Raw genomic sequence first — 23,500 nt, forward strand, 5'->3', positions numbered from 1 at the left:
GCGCCGCCGCCCGGACGGGCGGACCGGAGGCGTCAGCCGCGGTCCTGGGGGAGCAGCACGATCTTGCCGCGCGTGTGCCGGCGCTCCAACTCCTCGAACGCGTCGGCGACCCGATCGAGCGGGTAGGTCGCGGCGATCGGCAGCTCGACGGCGCCCGAGGCGAGCAGGGCCGACAGGTCCCGCAGCACCGCCGGGGTGTCGGCCACCGCGGCGCCCTCCTGCCGCACGCCGCACTCCACCGCGGCGGACGAGGGGACGATGGTGTCGACGCGGTCGGGCTTCACCCCGAGGCCGACGGCGAGGCGGACGTACTCCGGTCCGAAGAGGTCGATGAAGGCGTCGATCCCCCGCGGCGCCGCCGCGCGCAGCCGGTCGCCCACGCCGTCGCCGTAGGCGACCGGGATCGCGCCGTGCGCGCTCAGCCACCCGGCGCTCGCGGCGGAGGCGATGCCGAGCACCGTCACCCCGCGGCGGGCGAGCAACTGCACCACCAGCGTGCCGACCCCGCCGGTCGCGCCCGAGACGGCGACGGCCTCGCCCGGGTGCGGGTCCACGGCCTGGATCGCGGCGTAGGCGGAGGGGCCTGCGACCGACAGCGCGCCCGCGACCTCCCACGGCAGAGCTTCGGGCTTGGCCAGCAACTGGGCGGCCGGGACGACGGTGTGCGTCGCGTGGCTGGAGCGGGTCCAGGAGAAGCCGAGGACCGCGTCGCCCGGCCCGAACTCCCGTATGCCGGGGCCGGTTTCGCGCACGATCCCGGCGAGGTCGCTGCCTTGGCCGGAGGGGAAGGTGGCGGGCAGCAGGTCGTGCAGCGCGCCCGAACGGATCGTCGTCTCGCCCGGGTTGATGGCGGCGGCGCGGACCTCGACGAGTACCTCGCCCTCGCCGGGACGCGGCATCGGGACGTCGCGCACGTCCAGGACCTCGCGCCCGCCGTAGCGGTCGAAGCGGACGGCCCGGGCCCGGCCGAGCGGTGTGGATGCGGTGGTCATCGGTGCTCCTTCTCCCTCGCGCCGCCCTGCGCGGCGCCGCGGACCCGCCCTGGTGCCGCGGTCCGCCCCTCCAGTCTTCGGCAGCCGGGAGCGCGGGACCGCGAGGGAGCCGCCCGGGCGTCGTATCGGCGCCGAAAAGGCGTCCCGCACGCGGGATTCCGTCATCCAGGGGCCTGCGTGCGGCCGAATCCCGCACCGGACCGGACGGTCCGAGGGGCGGCGGCGGGCCTCCCCGGGGATTGACGCCCCGCAAACGTCCAGACCATTCTCGTGGAGAACGTGCCGCACCCATCCCGTTCGCTGTCACGCACGAGACGAGGGAAGCGCATGGCCCGCAGACTCTGGACCGTATTCGTCACATTCGCCCTCTTACTGTTCGGCTCGGTGGCGCTGTCGGCCACCGCGCGGGCCGACACCTCGAACCTGGTCGCCAACCCGGGGTTCGAGTCGGGCGGCACGGCCGGCTGGAGCTGCGGCCCGACCGCGAGCGCGGTCACCTCGCCCGTCCACACCGGCACCCACGCCCTGGCCGCGGCCGCCACCGCGTCGGACACCGCGCAGTGCACGCAGACCGTCCCGGTGCAGCCCGACTCGGCCTACACGCTGACGGCTTACGTCGAAGGCGCGTACGTGTACCTGGGCGCGACCGGTTACAGCTCGACCTGGACGCCGTCCGCCACGAGTTGGCAGCAGCTGTCCACCTCCTTCACCACCGGCGCCTCCACCACCTCGGTCACGCTCTACCTGCACGGCTGGTACGGCGAGGGGACGTACGACGCCGACGACGTCTCGCTGACCGGCCCGGCCGGCAGCGGCGCCACCGCTCCCGCCACGCCGACCGGGCTCGCGGTGACCGGGACGACCAGCAGCACCGCGTCCCTGAGCTGGAACGCCTCGGCCGGGGCCACCGGCTACCGCGTCTACCAGGGCGGCACCCAGGTCGCCTCGGCGAGCGGGACATCCACCACGGTCAGCGGGCTCGCGGCCGCCACGTCGTACGCGTTCTCGGTGAGCGCCACCAACAGCGCGGGGGAGTCGGCGCGTTCGGCCGCCGTCAGCGCGACCACCCAGCCCTCAGGCGGAGGCAGCGGCGGCACCGCGGCCTGGCACCCCTCCTACCTGTCGATCGGCTCCGTGTACACGCCGGGCAGCACCGTCGACACCTTCTTCACCACGCTCGCCTCGCACGGCAAGGTCCCCGACTACGGGTACGAGTACCTGATCGGCGGCGACTTCTCGAACTGGGCGGCCACGACCACCACCATGGTCACCCACGCCCGGCAGCACGGCATGACACCGGTGCTCGTCGACTACGGCATGAACGGCAACGTCGACGGCACCGGCGTCGACTTCACCAACATGCAGAACTCCGGCTGGCTCACGACCTACTTCACCGCCCTGAAGAACGCGGCCTCGGCCGCCGCCGCGGCCGCACCGGGCGCCCCCGTCGGCTGGGTGATCGAACCCGACATGCTCGGCTACCTCCAGCAGAACTACGCGGCGAGCTACGGCGACGACGCGGCGAACATGCCCGCCGCGACGAGCGCCGCCTACTCCGCCGGAGTGCTGGCCAGTGGCAGCGACCCCGCCTTCGGGAACAACCTGAAGGGCCTGACCGAGGCGATCAACTACACCATCAAGAAGTACGACCCGTCGGCCTTCGTCGGCTGGCAGGTCAACACCTGGGGCGTGCGGGACGCGTTGAAGGACACCGACACGCAAGGGTGGACGGCCGGGCGGCAGTCGGTCGCGAGCGTCGCCACGCAGGTCGCCGACTTCGTGAAGACCGCCGACATCGGCTACCACGCCGACTTCATCGCCTTCGACCAGTGGGGCCAGGACTTCGGCGTGCTGCGCGACCCCAACCCGGCGGCCGACATCCGCTACCTGAACGCGGCGCACTGGAGCAACTACCTGCTCTACGTGCAGACCGTCCGCCAGTCCCTGCAACTGCCCGCGGTGCTCTGGCAGATCCCTGTCGGCCACCTCAACTCCACACATACGCCCAGCCCGACGTACTGGAACTCCTCCGGTACGTTCCCCGACCTCGACGACGTGACGGCCGAGCAGGACGAGGACTCCGCGTCCACCTTCTTCTTCGGCGACACCTTCACCAGCAGCGGCAACAACCTGGCCTTCTACGGCAGCAATCCGGGCGCCGACCCGAAGGTCTCGGTCAACGGCAGCACGGTCACCTGGGGTTCGCACATTCAGGAGGCCGCCGCGGCCGGGGTCGTCGCGATCCTGTTCGGCGCGGGCACCGGCACCGGCACCTACGGTGTCCCGGAGATGGTCGGCACCGACCAGACCGGCCCCGGCGACTTCGGCTACTGGGTGACCCGCACCCAGTCCTACCTCGCCGCCCCGGTCTCCCTGCCCTGAGCCGCCCCCGGAGGGCGGACCGCGCGCTCCCGTCGCCCCGGCCGCCTCAGGGCCGGCCGGGGCGACGCGCGTCAACGCAGCCCGCCCTCCCGCTGGTTCTCCCGGGTCTTCAGGCCGATCTGCCAGCGGTAGAAGCTCATTGCCAGCGCGTAGTCCAGACCGGCGCGGCCGTCGAGGAAGCCGCGACGGTAGACGTACGCGTAGGCGAAGGAGACGAGCGGCTTGAAGGGGGCCTGGTGGAAGAGCTGGCCCTGCCGGGACTTGACCTTGCGGATGTCCTCCTTGACCGCGGGGTTCAGTTCCAGCCACGCCTCCCAGTCGGAGTAGCGGTTGTGGCGGTCGAACCAGGTCCGGACCGGGTCGAGGTCCTCGTGCTCGATGGGCGAGCGCAGCCGCGCCGCGGACGGGGCGACCGGCTGGTAGTGGCCCTCCTGCTCGCCCATGCCCGGGGCGTCCAGGTCGCCGAGTTCCGGGAAGTGGCAGCGGGTGCGGTCGAGCAGGGCGCGCTTGACGATGGTGTAGCCGTGCCGCAGCCGCCGCCCGGCGAACCAGTAGCCGAGCGGGATGTCGAACGCCGCGACCGAGGGCGGCCCGGCCGCGAACACGCCCCGCAGCTCGGCGAGCAGCTCGGGGCTGGGCGTCTCGTCGCCGTCCAGGAAGAGCAGCCACGGTATCTCGGTGCGGACCCGGTCCAGGCACCACTGCTTCTTCTTGGGGTACCTGCCGTCCCAGGTGTACTCGACCACCTCCGCGCCGAGTTCGGCGGCGATCTTGCAGGTGTCGTCGGTGCTGTGCGAGTCCACCACGACCACGGCCTCCACGTGGTCGATGACGGAGGAGACCGTACGGGCGATGTTCTCCGCCTCGTTCTTGGTCGGGATGGCCACGACCAGGGGGAGCTTGTTCACGGGGACCTCCTCAGGGGGTCGGCGTCGAGCCGGCGGACTTCTTCGGCGGTGCGGCGATCGGCGGCAGCCACGCGTAGCAGCCGCTGGAGGTGACCGTGCGGGCGCCGGACGGAACCGTCAACGTGGCCTTGGCCGCCGCGCCCGCCTTGCCCGAGGCCAGGGTCTTCCCGCCCGCGCCGGCCACCCGCCAGGTGCAGCCGGGCGAGGGGTTCGGCGCGTGGTAGCGGCCCGGGGCGACCGACTTCCCGGCGACGGGCCGCGCGGCGACCGTGAAGCTGCCGTCGGCGAAGCCGCGGGCTGCCGCGGCCAGGACGTACTCCTGGTCGGGGCAGAGCGCGCGGACGGCCGCGGTGGCGCCGGACGTGCTGATGTCGCCGGTGACGATGGCGCTGGCGGAGGCGTTCGGGTCGATCGCCGAGGTGCGGGTGAGCCGCTCGCACACCTCCTGGCCGCCTTCCAGCACCGCGACCGGGTCGTCGCCCTTCGGCACCCGGCCGGACAGGTACTTCTTCTCCTTCTTCGTGAAGGTGCCGCCGCCGGGCGGGGTGAGCTGGGCGTCGGGCACCTTGGGCGCGTCGGCCGCGGAGCCGGCCGCCTTCGACGGGCCGCTGCCGGCCGAGCCGGTGGGACCGGCGCCGGCGGCACCGGAAGTGCTCGGGGCGGCGGCCGAAGCGCTCGGCCGGTGCTGCCCGCCACCGCCACCGCTGCCGCAGCCGCCGAGCAGCACCGCCGCCGCCGTCACGAGGACGGCGGCGGCGACGGCCGAGCGGCGCCGGGAGGGCTCCCGGACGAGGCTCAGAGGATGGATCATCCGGCGGTCCCCAGCGCGTAGTGGTTGGCGACCTGCGCTGCGGTGAGCACGCCCGGGTAGACGGCGGCCTCGTCGATCGAGCCGCCGAAGTAGGCGCTGCTGGGCTGGGACGGCCACCCGCTGAGGTTGTCGCCCCCCACCCGCCAGTACCCGGAGTACGCTTGGTTGTTGGTCATGAACGCGTTCGACGCCTTCAGCACCCCGTCAACGTACAGCTTCGATCCGTCGCTGCCCTGGGTGGCGACCACCTGGTGCCAGGCGCCGTCGTTGTACGAGCCCGGGGCGGTGATCGTCTGGGTGGCGCCGGTGTACACGCCGAAGATCAGCTGGCCGCTGTTGGTCATGTAGACGTGCTTGTCGTAATTGGCGCTGGCCTCGGTGGTGTTGCTGCCGAAGCCGATGATCTTGCCGCCCGAGGTGCTGGTGGTCCTGAACCACGCCTCGACGCTGTACTGCGTCGGCTGCGGGTGCAGCCGGTCGCTGTAGGTCCACTGCGAACTGCCGTTGAAGGTGTACGCCTTGGACCCCGGCACCGCACCCGGCGTCACGCCGTGCACGGGTCCGCCGACGCTGATCCCGCTGTCGTTCGACGCCGAGGAGTCCGCGTTGTACGAGCCGGACGCGGCGTCGTACCGCCAGTACAGGCTCGCGCCGTCGGCGAGCACCTGCGTCGGGTACGCCTCGGGCGCGGTCGGCACCGTCGCGGACGCGTTCGGCGACAGGGCACTGGTGTTGGTGCCGTCGCTCGCAGAGACCCGGTAGGTGTACTTCACGCCCGGCGTGACGCTGGTGTCGGTGAAGGTGATCTGCGGCCGCACCCAGGGCAGGGACGCGCCCGTGGTGGTGTAGATCGGGGTGGTGGAGCCGTTGCGGTAGACCCGGTAGGTCAGCGTGCCGTCGTCGTTGTCGGTACTGGACTGCCAACTCACCTGCACCGAGCCGGGATCGATGCTGGTCACCGAGGTCTGCGGCAGGGTGGGCGCCCCGGTGTCCGGGCCGCTGGCGAAGCGGGTCAGGCCCTGCTGCGCCCCGCCGTTGACGGTGGTGAACTCCCCGCCGACCCACAGGTACTCGGTGCTGCCGACCGACGTGAACGCCATGACGCGCGGGCCGATCTTCTCGCCGATCCCGTCGTTGGTGTCGGGGAAGAAGGACAGCAGGTGCGGGTCGTCGACGGACTCGGCGAGCAGGTGCTTGCGCGTCTCGTCGGGGTACTCGCCCATGCTGGAGCAGTCGTGGGCGTGGCTGCCGCTGTACAGCACCGTCTGGTAGACCGCCACGGCCTGGGTGGCGCCCAGGCAGGTGTCGCGCCAGACCTGGTTGAAGTCGGTGAGTCTGAAGCGGATGCGGCCGTCGAACACGCCGCCGCCGGTGCCCTCGTTGGCGGTGTAGAAGCTGTTGCTGGCCGGGTCGACGTAGATGTCCTTGGTGACCGACGTCGCGTCGATGAAGCCGGTCGGGTACGCCTTCACCAGCGCGCCGGTGGAGGCGTCGACCACGGCCAGCGAGTGCGAGTTGACGCCGTCGACGGTGTTGAAGTCGCCGCCCAGGATGGCGTCCTGGCCGTCCGGGGTGAGCGCGAGCGCCCGGCCCGGGTTGTCGACGTTCGGCGCCCACGGCAGCAGCGAGCCGTCGGAGGCGCTGACCGCCGCGTAGCGGTGCCGGGTGGTGCCGCCGACCGAGGTGACGTCGCCGCCGAAGTACACCGCGTCGTCGGTGGCCACGATGGTGCGCACCGTGCCGCTGACCGCCGGGCGGAACGTGGTGCTCACGGTGCAGGTGGCCAGGTCGATCGCCGCCAGGCTGCTCACTCCGGTGCCGCCGACCGTGCCGAAGAAGCCGCCCGCGTAGAGGGTCCTGCCGTCGGGCGAGACCGCGAGCGCGCGGACCGTCGCGTCGTTGGAGCCGACCGTGAAGTTCAGCTGGCAGCCGGCCGGTTGGCCGGTGGCCGCGTCGAACGACGCGAAGTTCGCGACGGCCGTCTCACTGGTGCCCGCGGCCGCCCCGGGCGGGCGGATCGCGGAGAAGGTGCCGCCGGCGAACACGTCGCCGCCGGCCTGGGCCATCGCCCAGACCACGCCGTTGGTCTGATAGGTGGACAGGTTGTCGGCGGTGATGCCGACAGGTGCTTGCAGCGCGGTCGCCGACGGCGACCCCACCGCCCCCAACGCTGCGGCTGCCAAAGCCAAGGCAGCCGTCAACACCGGCCATGTGCGCATGTGTTGCTCTCCCCCTGCGGAGTAGTGCCGGTCGGGCCGCCCGGCGTACCGGACATACCGGCGTGCCGGACGGGTCCGACCGTGATGGAACTGCGGGAACTCGTGATCACCTGTCGATCCGGACGCCCGCACCCGCGAGCTGGTCCTCGACCTGCCGGACGTCGGCGTCCACCATGAGCCGGGCGAGCTCCTCCACCCTGACCTGGGCCTGCCAGCCGAGCAGGTCACGGGCCTTGGAGGCGTCGCCGATGAGCGCGTCCACTTCACTGGGCCGCTCGTACTTGGGGTCGTAGCGCACGTACCGGGCCGAATCGAGGCCGGCGTGCGCGAAGGCCGTGTCGAGGAACTGCCGTACGGTGGCCGCGCGTCCGGTGGCCACCACGTAGTCCTCGGGTTCGTCACGCTGGAGCATCCGCCACATCGCCTCGACGTACTCCGGCGCGTAGCCCCAGTCCCGCACCGCGTCCAGGTTGCCGAGGTAGAGCCGGTCCTGCAGCCCCGCCTTGATCCGGGCCACCGCGCGGGTGATCTTCCGGGTCACGAAGGTCTCGCCGCGGCGCGGTGACTCGTGGTTGAACAGGATCCCGTTGACGGCGTACATCCCGTACGCCTCACGGTAGTTGACCGTCGCCCAGTAGCCGAAGACCTTCGCGCAGGCGTACGGGCTGCGCGGGTGGAAGGGCGTGTGCTCGTTCTGCGGCGGCGGGGTGGCGCCGAACATCTCGGAGGAGGACGCCTGGTAGACGCGGGCGTCGGTGCCGCTGGCCCGGACCGCCTCCAGCAGCCGCAGCGAGCCGAGCCCGGTCACGTCCCCGGTGTACAGCGGCGCGTCGAAGGAGACCCGCACGTGCGACTGGGCGCCCAGGTTGTAGATCTCGTCCGGCTGGATGTCGCGCAGCATGTTCACCAGCGCCACCCCGTCGGACAGGTCGGCGTGGTGCAGGACCAGCGAGCGGTCCGCCTGCTGCGGGTCCTGGTAGATGTGGTCGATCCGCTCGGTGTTGAAGGACGACGAGCGGCGCACGATGCCGTGCACGGTGTAGCCCTTCGACAGCAGCAGTTCGGCCAGGTACGAGCCGTCCTGCCCGGTGACTCCCGTGATGAGAGCGGTTTTGGCCACGTGTGTCCCCCCAGGGTGGTGTGGTCGAGCAAGTGGTCGGGAACGTTCAGGAAACGGTCAGGAGAAGGGTCGAGCGGGCACCCGGGTCAGGGTGCCAGGACAACTCGCCCGAATTCAGGGAATTGACGGAATGATGGGATCGGCCCCGCGCCGCCCGGACCGGCTGGCACAATCGCCGCCATGACCGAACTGCTGCCGCCCGGCGCCCGGATATTCGTCGCCGGCCACCGCGGACTGGTCGGCTCCGCGATCGCCCGCAGGCTCACCGCGGACGGCCACCAGGTGCTGACCAGGACCCGCGCCGAACTCGACCTGCGCGACGCCGCCGGCACCGCCGCCTACCTGCGCACGGCACGGCCCGACGCGGTGGTGCTCGCCGCCGCCCGGGTCGGGGGGATCATGGCCAACTCGACCTACCCGGTGCAGTTCCTCGAGGACAACCTCAGAATCCAGCTCAGCGTGATCGCCGGCGCCCACGAGGCGGGCGTACGCCGGCTGCTCTTCCTCGGCTCCAGCTGCATCTACCCGCGGCTGGCCGCGCAGCCCATCCGCGAAGAGGCCCTGCTCACCGGCGCGTTGGAGCCCACCAACGAGGCCTACGCGCTGGCGAAGATCGCCGGCATCGTCCAGGTCCAGTCCTACCGTCGGCAGTACGGCGCCGGGTTCGTCTCGGCGATGCCCACCAACCTCTACGGCCCGGGCGACAACTTCGACCTCGCGACCTCGCACGTGCTGCCGGCGCTGATCCGCCGCTTCCACGAGGCGGAGCGGGACGGTCTGCCCGAACTGGTGCTGTGGGGCAGCGGTACCCCGCGCCGCGAGTTCCTGCACGTGGACGACCTCGCCTCGGCCTGCGCGCTGCTGCTGCGGGCGTACGACGCGGACGAGCCGGTCAACGTCGGCTGCGGCGAGGACCTGACGATCCGTGAACTCGCCGAGACGGTACGGGACGTGGTCGGCTACCGCGGCTCCATCGGCTGGGACACCGGCAAGCCCGACGGGACCCCGCGCAAGCTGCTGGACATCTCCCGGCTGCGCGCCCTGGGCTGGCAGCCGAGGATCGCGCTGCGGGACGGCATCGCGGCGGTCTACGCGGACTGGCGGCAGGGCAGCCCGGCGGCCGCGTGAACGCGGCCCCCGGGCGGCGCTCCGCACGGCGTCCGCGCCGCCGCGCGGGCGGACCGGCGCGGCGGGTCTGTGCGGGTCCTCGCCGAGCTCGGCGGTGCCGTCCGGACCGCAGCCGCGGCCACGGGTGCGGCCCGCGCCGCGGCAACCGGTGCGGTGATCGCCCGGTCCGCCGGTTCTTGGCAGCTCCATCAGTAGGCCCCGCGTCCGTCGACGACCGCCCGCAGGGTGCGGGCCATCACGTCCACGTCGCCGGCCAGCGACCAGTTGTCGACGTACCGCAGGTCGATCGCGAGCGTCTCGTCCCAGGACAGCTCGCTGCGCCCGCTGACCTGCCACAGCCCGGTGATGCCCGGCCGTACCGCCAGCCGGCGGCGGGCCATCTCGTCGTAGCGCGCCACCTCGTCGGGCAGCGGCGGGCGCGGGCCGACCAGCGACATGTCGCCGCGCAGCACGTTCAGCAGCTGCGGCAGCTCGTCCAGCGAGCAGCGGCGCAGCACCCGGCCGATCCGGGTGACCCGCGGGTCGCGGCGCATCTTGAACATCAGGCCGTCGTGCTCGTTGCCGCCGGCCCGCTCCAACTCGGCCTTGCGGGACTCCGCGTCGACCACCATCGTGCGGAACTTCCACATGGTGAACGGCTCGCCGGCCCGCCCGTAGCGGACCTGACGGTGGAAGGCGGGACCCGGCGAGGTGAGCCGGATCGCCGTGGCCAGTACCGCGAACAGCGGCGCGAGCAGGAGCAGTCCGAGCGCCGCGCCGGCCCGGTCCACCGCGGTCTTCAGCGCGACCGGGGCGCCGTTCCTGGTCGGCGGGGCGATGTGCAGCATCGCCAGTCCGGCCGGCGCGTCGAGCTGGATGCGGCGCACCCCCACGTCGACCAGACCGGGGACCACCGCCATCGGCACGCCCGCGTCGTGCAGCGCCCACGCGAGGCGGCGCAGCCGCTCCGCGGTCATCCGCGCGCCCGGCGCGACCAGCACGAGCTCGGCCCGGTGCTCGCGGACCGCGCCCAGCACGATGCCCGCGTCCTCGGCCGGCCCGCTCGGCGCGACCGGCCCCAGCCGGGAGGTGACCGGCGCCCCGCACTCCAGCTTCGCGCCGCCCACCGGGACCACCCCGACCACCACGTAGGCGTGGTCGGTCCTGGCCGCGAGGTGGTCCACCACGCGGTCGGCTGCGCTCGGCTCGCCGATCACCAGCACCCTGCGGACGGCCTGCGCGAAGCGGCGCGCGGCGGTCAGGTGCTGGTGGGTGACCACCCGCGCGGCGCCGGTGAGAAGCGGCGCGACGGCGACCCCGGCCAGCGCCACGGACGCGCTCGCGCTCTCCTGGAACGCGGTGCGCAGCACCGCCAGCACGCCGAGCAGCACCAGCCAGTCGCCGATCAGGGCGGCCGGGCCGCTGCTCTCCCCGAGCACGTCGGCGGCGTAGCGGCGGCGGTAGGCGCGCACCGCGAGCCAGGACGCCGCGGCGACCGCACCGCACGCGGTGGCGTGCGGCTCCCCGGCGCGGTGCAGGAGCAGGGCGACCGGGACGGCGGCACCCACCGCGTCCGCGGTCAGGGTCAACGGCAGGTACCAGGGCGCCTTGTCGCCGTAGGTGCTGTGCACCCGGTGGACGCCGTGCCAGCCGTGCAGGGCGTGCGCGGCGCGCGCCCGGTAGGACCCGCCGGGCCCGCCGGACGGCCCGGGCGCGCCGGACGGTCCGGGCCTGCCGGACGGTCCGGACCGGCCCGAAACCCCGGAAACCCCAGGCATGGCAAGGGCATCGGTGGTTCCCGATGCCCTGGTGTCGACCCCGCGCCGGGCCCTGCCCCGCGCGGATCGCGTTCGTGGTTCGCCCTCGACGGATATGACGGGTATGGCAGGTGTTGCCGGGGTTGTTTCGATACGCCGCATGGACCCCCCTGGCACATCGCGACCTATTGGCGCCCCAGCACTTCCCCAAGTGCTGGCACACCGTGACACCAGCGAACGCTAAGCCACCGGGGGCCCGTTGCGCTGCTGATTGCGCATATTCGAGCCGATGTCATGACACCGTTAACCTGTGTGTCACGTGTGGTCAGCTTGCGGATGTAGGGCGTAGCGGGGGCGGCGCCCGGGGCGCGGTAAGGGGCGCAACGCATGAGGACGGCCCCTTACAGTAGGGCCTCGTGTCCCTCGTTCCCACCGTGCATCTGCCCGACGATCTCGCCGCGGCGCTCACCCGCAGGCTCGCCGCGACCGCCCCGGCCCAGGCATCCGCCCAGGTCGACCGGCTGATCGAGAAGTACCGCGGCAGCACCCCGACCGCCGCACCCGTCCTGCGGGACGCCGCCGACGCGGCCGCCTACGCCGCGTACCGGATGCCCGCCACCTACGCCGCCGTACGCTCCGCGCTCGCCGCCCTCCGGGACCGCACCGGCGCCTGGACCCCCGCGACGCATCTCGACCTCGGCGGCGGCACCGGCGCCGCGCGGTGGGCCGTCGCCGACGCCTGGCCGGCGCACGACAGCCCGGCCGGCACCGTACTCGACTGGTCCCAGGCCGCCCTCGACCTCGGCCGGGCACTCGCCGCCGACGCGGTCACGCCCGCGGTCCGCGCCACCACCTGGACCCGGTCCCCGCTGTCCGGCGGGCCCGCGCTGCCGCCCGCCGACCTCGTCACCGTCTCCTACGTCCTGGGCGAACTCACCCCCGCCGACCGGGCCGCGGTGGTCGCCGCCGCCACCGCCGCGACCTCGCCCGGCGGCGTCCTGCTGGTCGCCGAACCCGGCACCCCCGACGGCTACGCCCGGATCATCGCCGCCCGCGACCGCCTCGTCGCGGACGGGCTGACCGTCCTCGCGCCCTGCCCGCACAGCGGCACGTGCCCGATCACCGGCACCGACTGGTGCCACTTCGCCGCGCGCGTCCCGCGCTCCGCCCTCCACCGCCAGGTCAAGGGCGGCACCCTCCCGTACGAGGACGAGAAGTTCAGCTACGTCGCCGCGACCCGCGCCGCCGCGGCGGCCCCCGCCCCCGCGCGCATCGTCCGCCACCCGCAGACCCGCAAGGGCCAGGTGCTCCTCGACCTGTGCGCCGCCTCGGGCGACCTGACCCGTACGACGGTCAGCAAGCGCCAGGGGCCGCTGTACCGCGCGGTCCGCGACGCCCGTTGGGGCGACCCGTGGCCGCCGCGGGACGAGCAGGGCGGTGCTTCCGGCGGCAGCCCGGACGGCGAGTGACCGCGCGGCGACCGGCCGGTGGGAGGGTGATCGGACGGCGACCGGCCGCGCGGCGCTGATCGGGTCGGCCCGCAGGGAGCGCGGTGGCCGGATGCCGTGGCGGGCTACAGCCAGCCGACCCGGCGGAAGGCGCGGTAGCAGAAGGCGGAGAGCGTGGCGGTGACCGCGAGCATGAGGGGATAGCCGAAGGTCCAGTGCAGCTCGGGCATGTGCTCGAAGTTCATGCCGTAGAAGCCCGCGATCATCGTCGGGATGGCGAGGATCGCGGCGGCCGCGCTGATCCGGCGCATGTCGACGTTCTGCTGGACGGCCAGCTGGCTGAGGTTGGCCGAAAGCAGGCCGTCCACCAGCTCGCCGTAGGCGACCAGGCGCTCGCGGACGTGCGAGACGTGGTCGGAGACGTCCCGGAAGTAGCGGCCCATCTCGGCGCTGACCAGACCGTCGGCGCCCTCCGTGAGGCGTTCGAGCGGGCGGGCCATCGGGTAGACGGCGTGCTTGAACTCGATCAGCTCGCGCTTGAGCTGGTAGATGCGCTCCGCGTCGTCGCCGTGCCCGGCCGAGAAGACGTCGGACTCCAGGGCGTCCACGTCGAGTTCGACCGCGTCGGCGACGTCGAGGTAGTCGTCGACGACCTGGTCGGTGATGGCGTGCAGCACCGCGGCCGGGCCGTGGGAGAGCATCTCGGGGCGGCACTCCAGGGCCCGCCGCACCCGGGCCAGCCCGGGCGCGCTGCCGTGCCGGACCACGACCACGAAGTCCGGGCCCAGGAAGATCATCACCTCGCCGGTGTCCACCACCTCGCTGGTCGCGGTGAGCTTCTCGTGCTCGACGAAGACGATCGTCTTCAGCACCAGGAACAGCGTGTCGCCGTACCGTTCCAGCTTCGGCCGCTGGTGCGCCTGCACCGCGTCCTCGACCGCGAGCGCGTGCAGCCCGAAGACCTGCGCGATCTCCTCCAGGTGCTCCGCGTCCGGCTCGTGCAGCCCGATCCACGCGAAGCCGCCGCGCTTGCGGGCCTCGTCCAGCGCCTGCTGCGGCGGCAGCGAGGCGGCCCGGCAGCCGTCCTCGTACACCGCGCAGTCCACCACCACGTCGGCGGTGCAGCGCCGCTGCTCCGGGACGTCCTGACCCTCCGCGTCCAGCGAGTGCCAGCGGCCGCCGCGCCGCCACTGGCGGCCGAAGCCGCGCCGGGAACCGTCCTTGCGCTGGACCACCGCGGACCTGTCCGTCATCGTGCCCTCTCCAGTACCGCTCGCGCCGCGTTGTGACCGGGGACACCGCTGACCCCGCCGCCGCGGACCGCGCCCGCGCCGCAGAGGAAGACGTTCGCATATCCGGTGCCGACACCCCAACGTCCCGTGGCCTGCGTCACGTCGACGTGCGCGAGCCGTTCACCGTTCCCGCCCGCCGCGTCCGCATTCCCGCCCCTGTCCGCGTCCGCATCCTCGTCTGCGTAGGGCCAGGACAGGTCGCGGTGGAAGATGTGCCCGCCGGGCAGGCCCACCTCCCGCTCCAGGTCGAGCGGGGACTTCGCCTCCAGGCACGGCCGCCCGTCCGCGTCGGTGGCCAGGCAGTCCGCCAGCGGCTCGGCGAGCACCGCGTCGAGCTGGGCGAGCGTCGCCGCGAGCAGCTCCTCCTTCACGCGCTGCGGGTCCGTCGCGAACAGCCGCGCGGGCGCGTGCAGCCCGAACAGGGTGAGCGTGTGCGTGCCGGCGGCGGCGAGTTCGGGCGAGAGGATCGACGGGTCGGTCAGGGAGTGGCAGTAGATCTCCGACGGCGGCGCGTCCGGCACCCGCCCGGCCGCCGCCTGCTCGTAGGCCGTCTGCAACTGCCGGTAGCCCTCGGCGATGTGGAAGGTGCCCGCGAACGCCTCCCGCGGGTCCACCGAGGTGTCCCGCAGCCGCGGCAGGCGGCGCAGCAGCATGTTGACCTTCAGCTGCGCGCCCTCCGGCCGGGGCGGCCGCTCGGCGCCCAGCAGCCCGGCGAGCGCGTGCGGGGAGGCGTTGACCAGCACATCGCGGGCGCCGACGGTCCTGGTGCCGCCGCCCTCGACGTCCTCGTACGTCACCTCCGCGACCTTGCCGTCCGTGGCGATCGCGGTCACCTCCGCGCCGGTGACGATCCGGACGCCCGCCGCGCGGGCGGCCGCCGCCAGCGCGTCCGTGAACGCGCCCATCCCCCCGATCGGCACGTCCCAGTCCCCGGTGCCGCCGCCGATCACGTGGTACACGAAGCAGCGGTTCTGCCGCAGCGACGGGTCGTGGGCGTGCGTGAAGGTGCCGATCAGCGCGTCGGTGAGGACCACGCCCCGCACCACGTCGTCGCTGAACGTCGCTTCCACGGTCTCGCCGAGCGGCCGCTCGAACAGCGCTTCCCACGCCGTGGCGTCACCGACCCTGCGTTCCAGTTCCGCGCGGGTCGGCAGCGGCTCGGTGAGCGTCGGGAAGACCCGCCGCGCGACCTCCCCGGTCATCGCGTAGAACCGCTGCCACGCGTCGAAGTCCCGCTCCGAACCGGTCAGTCGGACGAACTGCTCCCGGGTGCGGGCGGAGTCCTCCGCGTCCACGAGGAGGCCGGCGTCGCCGTGCGGGGTGTACGAGGAGATGCGGCGGCGGCGCACCGCGAAGCGCAGGTCCAGGTCGTCGACGATCTTCCTCGGCAGGAGGCTGACGAGGTAGGAGTAGCGGGAGAGGCGGGCGTCCACGCCGTGGAACGCCCGCGTCGACACCGCGGCGCCACCGGTCGCCGGGAGGCGTTCCAGCAGCAGTACGCTGCGGCCCGCCTTGGCGAGGTAGGTCGCGGCGACCAGGCCGTTGTGGCCGCCGCCCACGACCACGACGTCCTGCTGTGCAGGGCTGCTCGATACGTCCATCCCCGCACTGTACGGGTGCCCCTGACCCGCCGGGGTGCCCCGTCCTGCCGGTTCCGGGACCACCTGCCGGTGGGGGGTGCCCTCCGTGGTGCCCCGTCCTGTGGTTTGCGGGACCTTGCGGTCCGCGGTGGCTTGTCGCGCAGTTCCCCGCGCCCCTGGTTTGTGACCCTCCTTTCGCGGAGGGAGCCGCACAAATCCAGGGGCGCGTGGGGCCACCTCCCAGCCGCCAGGCTGGGGGAGAACTGCGCTCCCCCAGAGCTCCGCCTGGGAGGTACCCCCAGCCCCTCACCGGCGGGTGGTCCCTCGAACGGGCGGGGCGGGGCAGCCGGGTGGGTCAGGGGCGGAGTTCCTGGGTGCAGCACTTGACGCTGCCGCCGGCTTTGTGGAACTCGGAGAGGTCGACGGCGTGGGGGACGAACCCGCGGGAGCGGAGGGGCGCGAAGAGGCCGGCGGCGGCACGCGGCAGCAGGACGTTGAGCCCGTCACTGACCGCGTTGAGCCCGAAGCCGGCGGCATCCTCCTCGGTGGCGAGGAGGGCGCGGGGGAAGAGGCGCTGGAGGACCGCACGGCTGCCCGGGGAGAAGGCACCCGGGAAGTACATGATCTCGTCGGCCGTGTCGTCGAGCACGGCCAGCGCGGTGTCGAGATGGTAGTAGCGGGGGTCGGTGAGTTCGAGACTTATCACCGGGCGCCGGAAGAACTCCTGCGCCTCGTCGTGCGCCAGCGGGCTGCTGCGGAACCCCTGCCCGGCCAGCAGCCAGGAGGACGTCACCGCGAAGTCGCCCTCGCCCTCGTTGACGTGGTCCGGCTCCTGGATGTCGGTGTGGCCGTGCCCGCGGAACCATTCCAGGTGCGCCGGCGCCTCCGCGGCCCGCTCGGGATTGGCGAACCTCGCGCCCAGCACCCGGCCGTCCACGACGGTCGCGCCGTTCGCCGCGAAGACCATGTCGGGCAGCCCGGGCAGCGCGTCCATCACCTCGACGGTGTGGCCGAGCGCGCGGTAACGGTCGCGGAGGTCCTCCCACTGGAACAGGGCGAACGCCGGGTCCACCGGTTTCCTCGGGTCCATCCACGGGTTGATGCAGTACGTCACGCGGTAGTGCGCCGGTGGGCACATCAGGTACCGGCGGGGTGAAGCAGTGCGCAATGGGGGCTCCTCGAAGGGTGGTTGAGTGCCTGACCGGAACGCAGCGTCCTCCCGCCGGACGGTCGGTCCGGGGGGAGGACGCGGGGTCTTCCACCAGAATTGTGCGCTTCGCTTCGCGGGATGTCCCTGACCCGTTCGGGTGGCTTGTTCTTGTCTGTTGAGGGACCACCTGCCGGTGGGGGTGCCCCGGGGGTGGTGCGTTCTGTGGGGTGCGGGACCACCTGCCGGTGGTGGGTTGCTCGCGCAGTTCCCCCCGCCCCTGGTTTGTGCGGGTCCCCCCGCGAAAGGAGGGTCACAAACCAGGGGCGCGTGGGGGCACTCCCCCTGGCTTCGCCGGGGGCACCCCCACCCAGCCGCCAGGCTGGGGGAGAACTGCGCGGCCGACCACAGCCGGACCGCAAGGTCCCGGAACCCACAGGACGGGGCAGCCCGCGGGGTCAGGGGCGGCCGAGCTCGGCGAAGAGCGTGGTGTTGAGCTGGAAAGCGCGACCGCACTCGCGGAGGACCCTCTCGCGTTCGCTGCTGTTGAGGGGCATCGCGTCGAGGAGGGCGCGGTAGCCCCGCTTGAAGGCGGCGGGATTGCCGATGGCGTCGAAGACGTAGAAGCGGACGCCGTCCCCCTTGTGGGCGAAGCCCCACCTCTTCTCCGCCGTGTCACGGATCACCTGCCCGCCCGAGAGGTCGCCGAGGTAGCGGGTGTAGTGATGTGCGACATAGCCCGCCGGCCAGGTCCCCGCGACCTCGCGGATCCGCGCGGCGTACGCGGCGGTGGCGGGCAGGGGAACGGCGTCCCGCCATGCCCCGGGGCCCCGCAGATGATCGAGGTCGCGCTCCAGCGCGGGCACCCGCAGGAGCGCGGGGTGGAGGAAGGGCCCGGCCACCGGATCACCCGCGAGGGTGGCGGCGCCGTCCTCCAACGCGCGGTACACGAACCACAGTTGCTCGGTGTAGCGGGTGTACGCCTCGACATCGAGGCGGCCGCCGAAGAGGTCGCTCATGAAGGGCGAGTTCTCCGCCTCGGTGTGCTGGTCCTGGCTCGCGGAGCGGATCACGGCGGAGAAGGGGGCGGCGACGGAGGGTGGCGTGGACACGGTGAACTCCTGGGGCGTCGTGGATGTCCCTGAGCTGGCGTGCCGCGCGGCACGCGCATCCTTTGCCGACAGCCCGTCGGTAAAGGATGCGCGGGAAGACTTCCACCCCGAGTGGGCGTTCAATCCTGGCAAGAGGCAGGATTGCCTCCACCGCCCGCGTACCGTGTCGAGTACCGCGCGGCGGGCCCGGGGGAGAGGGAAGGAGCTCGATGGCAGGCAGGAAAAGGTTGTCCGGTTGGCTGCGCCGCGGCGCGGACAGCGCATCGTCCTCCTACGCCGCTCCCCGCCCCGCCAGGGCCTCGCGCACCTCCCGCGGTTCGCGCCCGCGCCCGTCCGTGCACGACCCCCGCCGCGACGACCTGGTCCGGGCCGCCGCGCAGGCCGGTTTCCGGCTGGTCCCCGCCGCCCACCCCGACGGTTTCGGCTGTTCGTGCGAGCGGATCGGCTGTCCCATCCCGGGCCTCCACCCCGTCTCGCTCGCCTGGCAGACCCAGGCGTCCACCGAGCCGCAGCGCGTCGAGGACTGGCTGCGCGCCCATCCGCTGGCCAACTTCGTCACCGCGACCGGCATCGACCACGATGTGCTCGACGTGCCCGCGGAGGCGGGCCGGCTCGCCCTGGAGCGGCTGATCGTCGACGGGGCGACTCTCGGACCCGTCGCCGCGCTGGGCGAGGACCGGCTGCTGTTCTTCACGGCCACCCGGGGCACGCCCGCCGACGAGGACGAGTGGTGGCCGTGCGTGCTGGACTCCCACCCGGAGACGGCCGACGAGCACCCCGGTATCCGCTGGCACTGCCGCGGCAGCTACGTCCTCCTGCCCCCCGCGCGACTGCCCTCCGGGCACTCCGTCGAATGGCTCGACGGCCACGGCCCCGATCTGCCTCTTCCCGACCCGCTCCCGGTCCTCGCCGTCCTCACCGACGCGTGCGCGCAGTTCGGCTACGAGCCCGAGGCGCCACTCGCGTGGGGGCGTTGACGGACCCACCCGCCTGCCCCGTTCCGCCGGTCGAGGGACCACCTGCCGGTGGGAGGTTGCTCGCGCAGTTCTCCCCCAGCCTGGCGGCTGGGAGGTGCCCCCACGCGCCCCTGGGTAGGTGCGGCTCCTTCCGCGAAAAGAGGGTCACAAACCGGGGGGCGCCGGGAACTGCGCGATCAACCGCCGCGGACCGCAAGGTCCCGTAGCAACGAGACGGGGCACCCCGGAGGGTCAGGGGCACCCGGGCTACGACCCCTTCGCTGAGACCAGCCCGGTCAGATTGCTCAGAAAGCCCACCTTCGCCGTGGACGTCTTCCGAGGAACGGTCACCATGTTCTGGGAGACGCGGGCGAGGGTGATCGACGTCCTGGGGGTGCCCGAGGTCAGCGCTTGAGTGTCCTTGTCGAGGCTGAGGTGGTAGCTCGCGCGGAAGGTCGCGCGGGACTGGTGGCGGGAGCCGAAGAAGACCACGGCGCCGCCGTCGGTGGTGCGCAGCGCGATCGGGCTGAAGTCCCCCGAGGAGTCGGGCTGATCGGCGTACTGGGTGACCGTGTTCGCGGTGCGCGCGGCACTCGCGCGGTTCGTCCTGAGCCCGGAGGTGGCCGGCCCGTCGGCGAACACCTGCGGCGCGTCCTTCCCGCCGTCCAGGTAGTCGGCGTACTGGGCGCTCAACTGCCCTGGCTGGACCAGCAGATCGGTGCCCGCCAGCGGCACCGACTCCGCGTGGCCGTGCTTGTCGACCGCGAAGTCCGGCAGCGAGCCGGGCACCGCCACCCCGAGGTAGTCCGCCTTCCACGGATCGGTGGGGGCGCCGCGGCGGAAGGCGAGCAGCCACCGCTCGTTCGTGCTGCGGTTGGTGAGGGCCTCGGCGACGAAGAACTTCGGCCAGCCGCGCTGCTCGGGGATGAAGTACTTCTGGTCGGAGAACTTCAGCGCCGAGTACTTCGGGTTCCCCTGGGGGTTGTTGGCGTGCTTGGCCCGCACCCCGGCCTCGTCGATCGCACCGAGCGGGCCCGCCTCGATCGACGTGATCGCCTGCTGGTCGTACGACTTGGTCGCCTTGTTGTTCTGCGTGGCGAAGTTCGCCAGCACCTTGGCCGCCTCGGCGGGCCGTATCGACGGGATGAGTGCGCGCTCGCCGTGCACCGTCACGCAACCGGCCAGCGGCACGGTCAGCGCGATGGCGGCGGCCCCGAGGCACAACCTGCGGCGGATCATGGCGCGTCGGCTCTCCTTCGTACCCGGTGGGATCGCGCAAACACTACCGGGCGCCGCCCCTCAGGGGAGCGTGAGGACCTCTGCTCCGTCGGTGGTGACGACCAGCGTGTGCTCGAACTGGGCCGTGCGCTTGCGGTCCTTGGTGACGACCGTCCAGCCGTCCTCCCACAGGTCGTACGCGTGGGTGCCCAGCGTCAGCATCGGTTCGATGGTGAACGTCATCCCCGGCCGCATCATCGTGGTGGCCCGCGGGTCGTCGTAGTGCGGGATCACCAGGCCCGAGTGGAAGGAGGTGTTGATGCCGTGGCCGGTGAAGTCGCGCACCACGCCGTACCCGAAGCGCTTCGCGTACGACTCGATCACCCGGCCGATCACGTTGATCCGGCGCCCCGGCCGGACCGCCTTGATCGCGCGGTCCAGGGACTCGCGGGTGCGCTCCACCAGCAGCCGCGACTCCTCGTCGACGTCCCCGACGAAGTACGTCGCGTTGCAGTCGCCGTGCACGCCGTGGATGTACGCGGTCACGTCCAGGTTGACGATGTCGCCGTCCCGCAGCACGGTCGAGTCGGGGATGCCGTGGCAGATCACCTCGTTCACCGAGGTGCACAGGGACTTCGGGAAGCCGCGGTAGCCCAGGTCCGACGGGTACGCCTTGTGGTCGACCATGTAGGTGTGGGCGATCCGGTCCAGCTCGTCCGTGGTCACCCCGGGGGCCACCGCCTTCGCGGCCTCCTCCATCGCCCGCGCGGCGATCCGCGAGGCGATCCGCATCCGCTCGATCGTCTCCTCGTCCTGCACTTCGGGGCCTGTGTACGGGGCCGGACCCGGCTTGCCCACGTACTCCGGGCGCGGGATCGACCCGGGCACCTGGCGGGTGGGGGAGAGGGTGCCGGGCACGAGCAGCGACTGACCAGACATGCCGACGAGTGTATCCGCGGGAGATCGGGCACGATGGGATGGGCTGCGCCCGGCGACGGGACGGGGTCGGCCGGGCGGGGGGCCCGGAGCCGGGGACGAGCGAGGGAGAGTGCGATGGCCTTTCACAAGGCGAACAAGCCCGCGGGGAAGCCGGGGGAGTGGTTCTACTGCCTCAAGCACAAGAAGGTGGAGGAGGGGCCGGAGTGTCCGGCGAAGGACCGCTTCGGGCCGTACTCGTCCCGGGAGGAGGCGGCGCACGCGATGGAGAGGGTGGCGGAGCGCAACGAGGAGTGGGATTCGCGTCCTTGACCCTCCGGGGTGCCCCTGTTCGCCGGTTGAGGGACCACCTGCCGGTGGTGGGCTTGTCGCGCAGTTCCCCGCGCCCCTGGGTATGTGCGGGTCCCTCCGCGAAAAGAGGCTCACCCCCAAGGGGCGCGTGGGGGCCCCTCCCAGCCGCCAGGCTGGGGGAGAACTGCGCGAACAACCACAGCCGGACCGCAAGGTCCCGTAGCGCACAGGGCGGGGCAGCCCGGGGGCACCCCCCACCGGGAGGTGGTCCCTCGACCGGCGAGGACGGGGCAGCCGGGGGGTGGGTGCGAAGATATACGCATGACTGATGCGACGAAGCCCGCTGCGAAGGACCCTTGGGCGCTGCCGGACGTGTCCGGGATGACCGTGGGAGTGCTGGGCGGGACGGGGGACCAGGGGCGGGGGCTGGCCTACCGTCTGGGCCGGGCCGGCCAGTCCGTGGTGATCGGCTCGCGGGACGCCGCCCGAGCGGAGGCCGCCGCGGCGGAACTCGGCGGAGCCACCATCAGCGGCGCGGCGAACGACGAGTGCGCCCGCCGCAGCGACATCGTGATCGTGGCGGTGCCGTGGGAGGGCCACGCGAAGACCCTGGAATCGCTGCGCGAACCCCTCGCGGGCAAGCTCGTGGTGGACTGCGTCAACCCCCTCGGCTTCGACAAGCAGGGCGCCTACGCACTGGTCCCCGACGAGGGCAGCGCCGCCCAGCAGGCCGCCGCGCTGCTGCCGGACTCGCGGGTGACCGCCGCCTTCCACCACCTGTCCGCCGTCCTCCTCCAGAACCCCGAGGTCGAGACGATCGACACCGACGTCATGGTGCTCGGTGAGTCCCGCGCGGACACCGACCTGGTGCAGGCGCTGGCCTCCCGCATCCCCGGCATGCGCGGCGTCTTCGCGGGCCGGCTGCGCAACGCGCACCAGGTCGAGTCCCTGGTCGCCAACCTGATCTCCGTGAACCGCCGTTACAAGGCCCACGCCGGCCTGCGCGTCACCGACGTCTGATCGTTCCGCGGCACCGCCTGATCATCCCCACCAGCACAGGAGCCCCACCCCGATGCCCCGCCTCGCCCTCTACGCCCTCATCGTGTGCCTGCTGGCCGTGGCAGCCGCGGTGGTCTCCTTCGTCAACGGCAGCTGGATCGGCGTGGTCTGGATCCTGCTGGCCGGGGTCACCAGCAACATGTGCTGGTACTACTACCGCAAGGCCAAGCAGGACGCCGCCGCGCAGCGGCCCGCCGCCTGACCCGGTCCGGGCCCGGACCGGCTCGACCGGCGGGCCCGGGCCGGCTCAGTGCTTCCAGAACTGGAAAAGGAAGTAGCCGTACCCCGACAGCCAGTCGGGCACGTTGAACCACGTCATCACCGTGTACATCGCGCTGAAGAACTTGACGTTCACCGAGTGGATGTAGAGCACCCCGAAGACGGCGAGCAGGCCGAACGGCGCGAACGGCTGGACCTGGCGGCGCACCTCGTACGACAGCCAGGGCTCGATCACGCCGTAGCCGTCCAGCCCGGGGATGGGCAGGAAGTTCAGGATGGCCGCGGTTACCTGGAGCAGCGCGAGGAACCCGAAGGCGGCCCGGAACTCCTGCGGCCAGGAGTCGGTCACGCCGAAGGCGAAGGGCAGCATCAGGGCGACGGCGAAGAGCACGTTGGTGAGCGGGCCCGCCGCGGAGATCAGGCTGTGCCGGACCCGGCCGGGGATGCGGTGCCGCTCGATGAGGACGGCGCCGCCGGGCAGGCCGATACCGCCCATGATCACGAAGATCACCGGAAGCACTATCGACAGCGCCGCGTTGGCGTACTTCAGCGGGTTCAGGGTGAGGTAGCCCTTGGCCTCGACGCTGGTGTCGCCGCTGTGCCAGGCGGTGCGCGCGTGCGCGTACTCGTGCAGGCACAGCGAGAACAGCCAGCCGGAGACGACGAAGAGGAACACCGCGAAGCCGCCGTCGGACGCGTAACCGGTCCACACGGCCCAGCCGGAGACCAGCATCACCGCGGTGATCCCGAGGAACACCGGGCTGATCCGGCGGTTCTCGCCTCGTCGGGTCATGCGCAGCGGGGTGACGGTCATGAACGGGCTCCTTGCGGGGCGGGTGTGCTGTGGTGCCGCCCGATCATGCCATCCCGGGACCCGGTCCGGACACGCTCCACCACCGCAAAACGGACGGAGCACGCCATCGGTTCCGGCACGCCGGGCCGGAAA

20 protein-coding genes are annotated in these 23,500 nt (G+C 72.6%); 7 read left to right on the forward strand and 13 right to left on the reverse strand.

Features of this window, described 5'->3' with window-relative positions; translation table 11 throughout:
- Positions 1–32: 32 nt before the first annotated feature.
- Entirely contained in the window at positions 33–992 is a 960-nt protein-coding gene (locus C4U44_RS01695) for an NADP-dependent oxidoreductase (protein WP_103883744.1), read from the reverse strand.
- 327 nt (positions 993–1,319) lie between these two features.
- On the opposite strand from C4U44_RS01695, the gene C4U44_RS41835 reads away from it, so the two are divergent.
- Positions 1,320–3,374 carry a carbohydrate binding domain-containing protein gene (locus C4U44_RS41835; RefSeq protein WP_200823104.1) on the forward strand — a complete coding sequence of 685 codons (2,055 nt, stop codon included), beginning with the start codon at positions 1,320–1,322 and terminating at the stop codon, positions 3,372–3,374.
- 71 nt (positions 3,375–3,445) lie between these two features.
- Here C4U44_RS41835 and C4U44_RS01705 read toward each other — a convergent pair whose 3' ends face one another.
- From C4U44_RS01705 to gmd, 4 genes are all read right to left on the reverse strand, one after another.
- Positions 3,446–4,282: a glycosyltransferase family 2 protein gene (locus C4U44_RS01705; RefSeq protein WP_103883745.1), complete on the reverse strand. Its 837-nt coding sequence runs from the start codon at positions 4,280–4,282 to the stop codon at positions 3,446–3,448.
- Positions 4,283–4,292: 10 nt separating this feature from the next.
- A complete protein-coding gene (locus tag C4U44_RS01710; RefSeq protein WP_103883746.1) occupies positions 4,293–5,093 on the reverse strand; it encodes a hypothetical protein in 801 nt (266 codons plus the stop codon).
- Complete coding sequence (locus C4U44_RS01715) at positions 5,090–7,312, reverse strand: LamG-like jellyroll fold domain-containing protein (RefSeq protein WP_103883747.1); 2,223 nt, start codon at positions 7,310–7,312, stop codon at positions 5,090–5,092. Before C4U44_RS01715 ends, C4U44_RS01710 begins: the two co-directional genes overlap by 4 nt.
- A gap of 106 nt (positions 7,313–7,418) precedes the next feature.
- Positions 7,419–8,432: a GDP-mannose 4,6-dehydratase gene (gmd, locus tag C4U44_RS01720; RefSeq protein WP_103883748.1), complete on the reverse strand. Its 1,014-nt coding sequence runs from the start codon at positions 8,430–8,432 to the stop codon at positions 7,419–7,421.
- 180 nt (positions 8,433–8,612) lie between these two features.
- On the opposite strand from gmd, the gene C4U44_RS01725 reads away from it, so the two are divergent.
- Positions 8,613–9,560 (forward strand): GDP-L-fucose synthase family protein, encoded by a 948-nt coding sequence (locus C4U44_RS01725; RefSeq protein ID WP_103883749.1) that lies wholly within the window; start codon positions 8,613–8,615, stop codon positions 9,558–9,560.
- A 188-nt stretch (positions 9,561–9,748) separates the two neighbouring features.
- On the opposite strand, the gene C4U44_RS01730 is transcribed toward C4U44_RS01725, so the two are convergent.
- A complete protein-coding gene (locus C4U44_RS01730) occupies positions 9,749–11,317 on the reverse strand; it encodes a sugar transferase (RefSeq protein WP_103883750.1) in 1,569 nt (522 codons plus the stop codon).
- A 395-nt stretch (positions 11,318–11,712) separates the two neighbouring features.
- Between C4U44_RS01730 and C4U44_RS01735 the strand changes: the two genes are divergently transcribed.
- Complete coding sequence (locus tag C4U44_RS01735) at positions 11,713–12,765, forward strand: small ribosomal subunit Rsm22 family protein (RefSeq protein WP_103883751.1); 1,053 nt, start codon at positions 11,713–11,715, stop codon at positions 12,763–12,765.
- A gap of 104 nt (positions 12,766–12,869) precedes the next feature.
- Here the strand turns inward: C4U44_RS01735 and corA are convergent, their stop codons facing one another.
- The 4 genes from corA to C4U44_RS01755 all read right to left on the reverse strand — a co-directional run bounded on the left by corA (position 12,870) and on the right by C4U44_RS01755 (position 17,875).
- Complete coding sequence (corA, locus tag C4U44_RS01740; RefSeq protein ID WP_103883752.1) at positions 12,870–13,997, reverse strand: magnesium/cobalt transporter CorA; 1,128 nt, start codon at positions 13,995–13,997, stop codon at positions 12,870–12,872.
- Positions 13,994–15,637: a phytoene desaturase family protein gene (locus tag C4U44_RS01745; protein WP_103883753.1), complete on the reverse strand. Its 1,644-nt coding sequence runs from the start codon at positions 15,635–15,637 to the stop codon at positions 13,994–13,996. Before C4U44_RS01745 ends, corA begins: the two co-directional genes overlap by 4 nt.
- 334 nt (positions 15,638–15,971) lie before the next feature.
- Positions 15,972–16,784, reverse strand: a complete 813-nt coding sequence (gene ddaH / locus C4U44_RS01750; RefSeq protein ID WP_407642759.1) for a dimethylargininase — start codon at positions 16,782–16,784, stop codon at positions 15,972–15,974.
- 437 nt (positions 16,785–17,221) lie between these two features.
- Complete coding sequence (locus tag C4U44_RS01755) at positions 17,222–17,875, reverse strand: biliverdin-producing heme oxygenase (RefSeq protein ID WP_235031733.1); 654 nt, start codon at positions 17,873–17,875, stop codon at positions 17,222–17,224.
- 209 nt (positions 17,876–18,084) lie between these two features.
- Between C4U44_RS01755 and C4U44_RS01760 the strand changes: the two genes are divergently transcribed.
- The gene (locus tag C4U44_RS01760) at positions 18,085–18,852 is read left to right on the forward strand and encodes a bifunctional DNA primase/polymerase (protein ID WP_200823105.1); all 768 of its coding nucleotides are present in this window, start codon (positions 18,085–18,087) and stop codon (positions 18,850–18,852) included.
- Between the two features lie 246 nt (positions 18,853–19,098).
- On the opposite strand, the gene C4U44_RS01765 is transcribed toward C4U44_RS01760, so the two are convergent.
- Together C4U44_RS01765 and map are read right to left on the reverse strand one after the other, a co-directional pair.
- Complete coding sequence (locus C4U44_RS01765) at positions 19,099–20,070, reverse strand: hypothetical protein (protein ID WP_103883756.1); 972 nt, start codon at positions 20,068–20,070, stop codon at positions 19,099–19,101.
- 60 nt (positions 20,071–20,130) lie between these two features.
- Positions 20,131–20,988, reverse strand: coding sequence for a type I methionyl aminopeptidase (gene map / locus C4U44_RS01770; RefSeq protein WP_103883757.1), 858 nt, complete (start codon positions 20,986–20,988; stop codon positions 20,131–20,133).
- Between the two features lie 114 nt (positions 20,989–21,102).
- On the opposite strand from map, the gene C4U44_RS01775 reads away from it, so the two are divergent.
- The 3 genes from C4U44_RS01775 to C4U44_RS01785 all read left to right on the forward strand — a co-directional run bounded on the left by C4U44_RS01775 (position 21,103) and on the right by C4U44_RS01785 (position 22,537).
- Positions 21,103–21,297: a hypothetical protein gene (locus C4U44_RS01775; protein ID WP_103883758.1), complete on the forward strand. Its 195-nt coding sequence runs from the start codon at positions 21,103–21,105 to the stop codon at positions 21,295–21,297.
- Positions 21,298–21,597: 300 nt separating this feature from the next.
- The gene (gene npdG / locus C4U44_RS01780) at positions 21,598–22,296 is read left to right on the forward strand and encodes an NADPH-dependent F420 reductase (protein ID WP_103883759.1); all 699 of its coding nucleotides are present in this window, start codon (positions 21,598–21,600) and stop codon (positions 22,294–22,296) included.
- Positions 22,297–22,348: 52 nt separating this feature from the next.
- Positions 22,349–22,537, forward strand: coding sequence for a hypothetical protein (locus C4U44_RS01785; RefSeq protein ID WP_103883760.1), 189 nt, complete (start codon positions 22,349–22,351; stop codon positions 22,535–22,537).
- 45 nt (positions 22,538–22,582) lie between these two features.
- Here C4U44_RS01785 and C4U44_RS01790 read toward each other — a convergent pair whose 3' ends face one another.
- Positions 22,583–23,368 carry a site-2 protease family protein gene (locus tag C4U44_RS01790; RefSeq protein ID WP_235031734.1) on the reverse strand — a complete coding sequence of 262 codons (786 nt, stop codon included), beginning with the start codon at positions 23,366–23,368 and terminating at the stop codon, positions 22,583–22,585.
- Between the last annotated feature and the right edge of the window lie 132 nt (positions 23,369–23,500).

This window comes from Actinacidiphila yanglinensis, assembly GCF_900107965.1.
Taxonomy (GTDB): domain Bacteria; phylum Actinomycetota; class Actinomycetes; order Streptomycetales; family Streptomycetaceae; genus Actinacidiphila; species Actinacidiphila yanglinensis.

Excerpts from the sequence above, each read along its gene's own strand:
- C4U44_RS01785 (WP_103883760.1), top strand. The coding sequence starts at position 22,349 with ATGCCCCGCCTCGCCCTCTACGCCCTCATCGTGTGCCTGCTGGCCGTG.
- corA (WP_103883752.1), bottom strand. The coding sequence starts at position 13,997 with ATGACGGACAGGTCCGCGGTGGTCCAGCGCAAGGACGGTTCCCGGCGC.
- C4U44_RS01710 (WP_103883746.1), bottom strand. The coding sequence starts at position 5,093 with ATGATCCATCCTCTGAGCCTCGTCCGGGAGCCCTCCCGGCGCCGCTCG.
- C4U44_RS01790 (WP_235031734.1), bottom strand. The coding sequence starts at position 23,368 with ATGACCGTCACCCCGCTGCGCATGACCCGACGAGGCGAGAACCGCCGG.
- C4U44_RS01765 (WP_103883756.1), bottom strand. The coding sequence starts at position 20,070 with ATGATCCGCCGCAGGTTGTGCCTCGGGGCCGCCGCCATCGCGCTGACC.
- C4U44_RS01775 (WP_103883758.1), top strand. The coding sequence starts at position 21,103 with ATGGCCTTTCACAAGGCGAACAAGCCCGCGGGGAAGCCGGGGGAGTGG.
- C4U44_RS01725 (WP_103883749.1), top strand. The coding sequence starts at position 8,613 with ATGACCGAACTGCTGCCGCCCGGCGCCCGGATATTCGTCGCCGGCCAC.
- map (WP_103883757.1), bottom strand. The coding sequence starts at position 20,988 with ATGTCTGGTCAGTCGCTGCTCGTGCCCGGCACCCTCTCCCCCACCCGC.
- C4U44_RS01715 (WP_103883747.1), bottom strand. The coding sequence starts at position 7,312 with ATGCGCACATGGCCGGTGTTGACGGCTGCCTTGGCTTTGGCAGCCGCA.
- C4U44_RS41835 (WP_200823104.1), top strand. The coding sequence starts at position 1,320 with ATGGCCCGCAGACTCTGGACCGTATTCGTCACATTCGCCCTCTTACTG.
- C4U44_RS01760 (WP_200823105.1), top strand. The coding sequence starts at position 18,085 with ATGGCAGGCAGGAAAAGGTTGTCCGGTTGGCTGCGCCGCGGCGCGGAC.
- npdG (WP_103883759.1), top strand. The coding sequence starts at position 21,598 with ATGACTGATGCGACGAAGCCCGCTGCGAAGGACCCTTGGGCGCTGCCG.
- C4U44_RS01730 (WP_103883750.1), bottom strand. The coding sequence starts at position 11,317 with ATGCCTGGGGTTTCCGGGGTTTCGGGCCGGTCCGGACCGTCCGGCAGG.
- C4U44_RS01695 (WP_103883744.1), bottom strand. The coding sequence starts at position 992 with ATGACCACCGCATCCACACCGCTCGGCCGGGCCCGGGCCGTCCGCTTC.
- C4U44_RS01745 (WP_103883753.1), bottom strand. The coding sequence starts at position 15,637 with ATGGACGTATCGAGCAGCCCTGCACAGCAGGACGTCGTGGTCGTGGGC.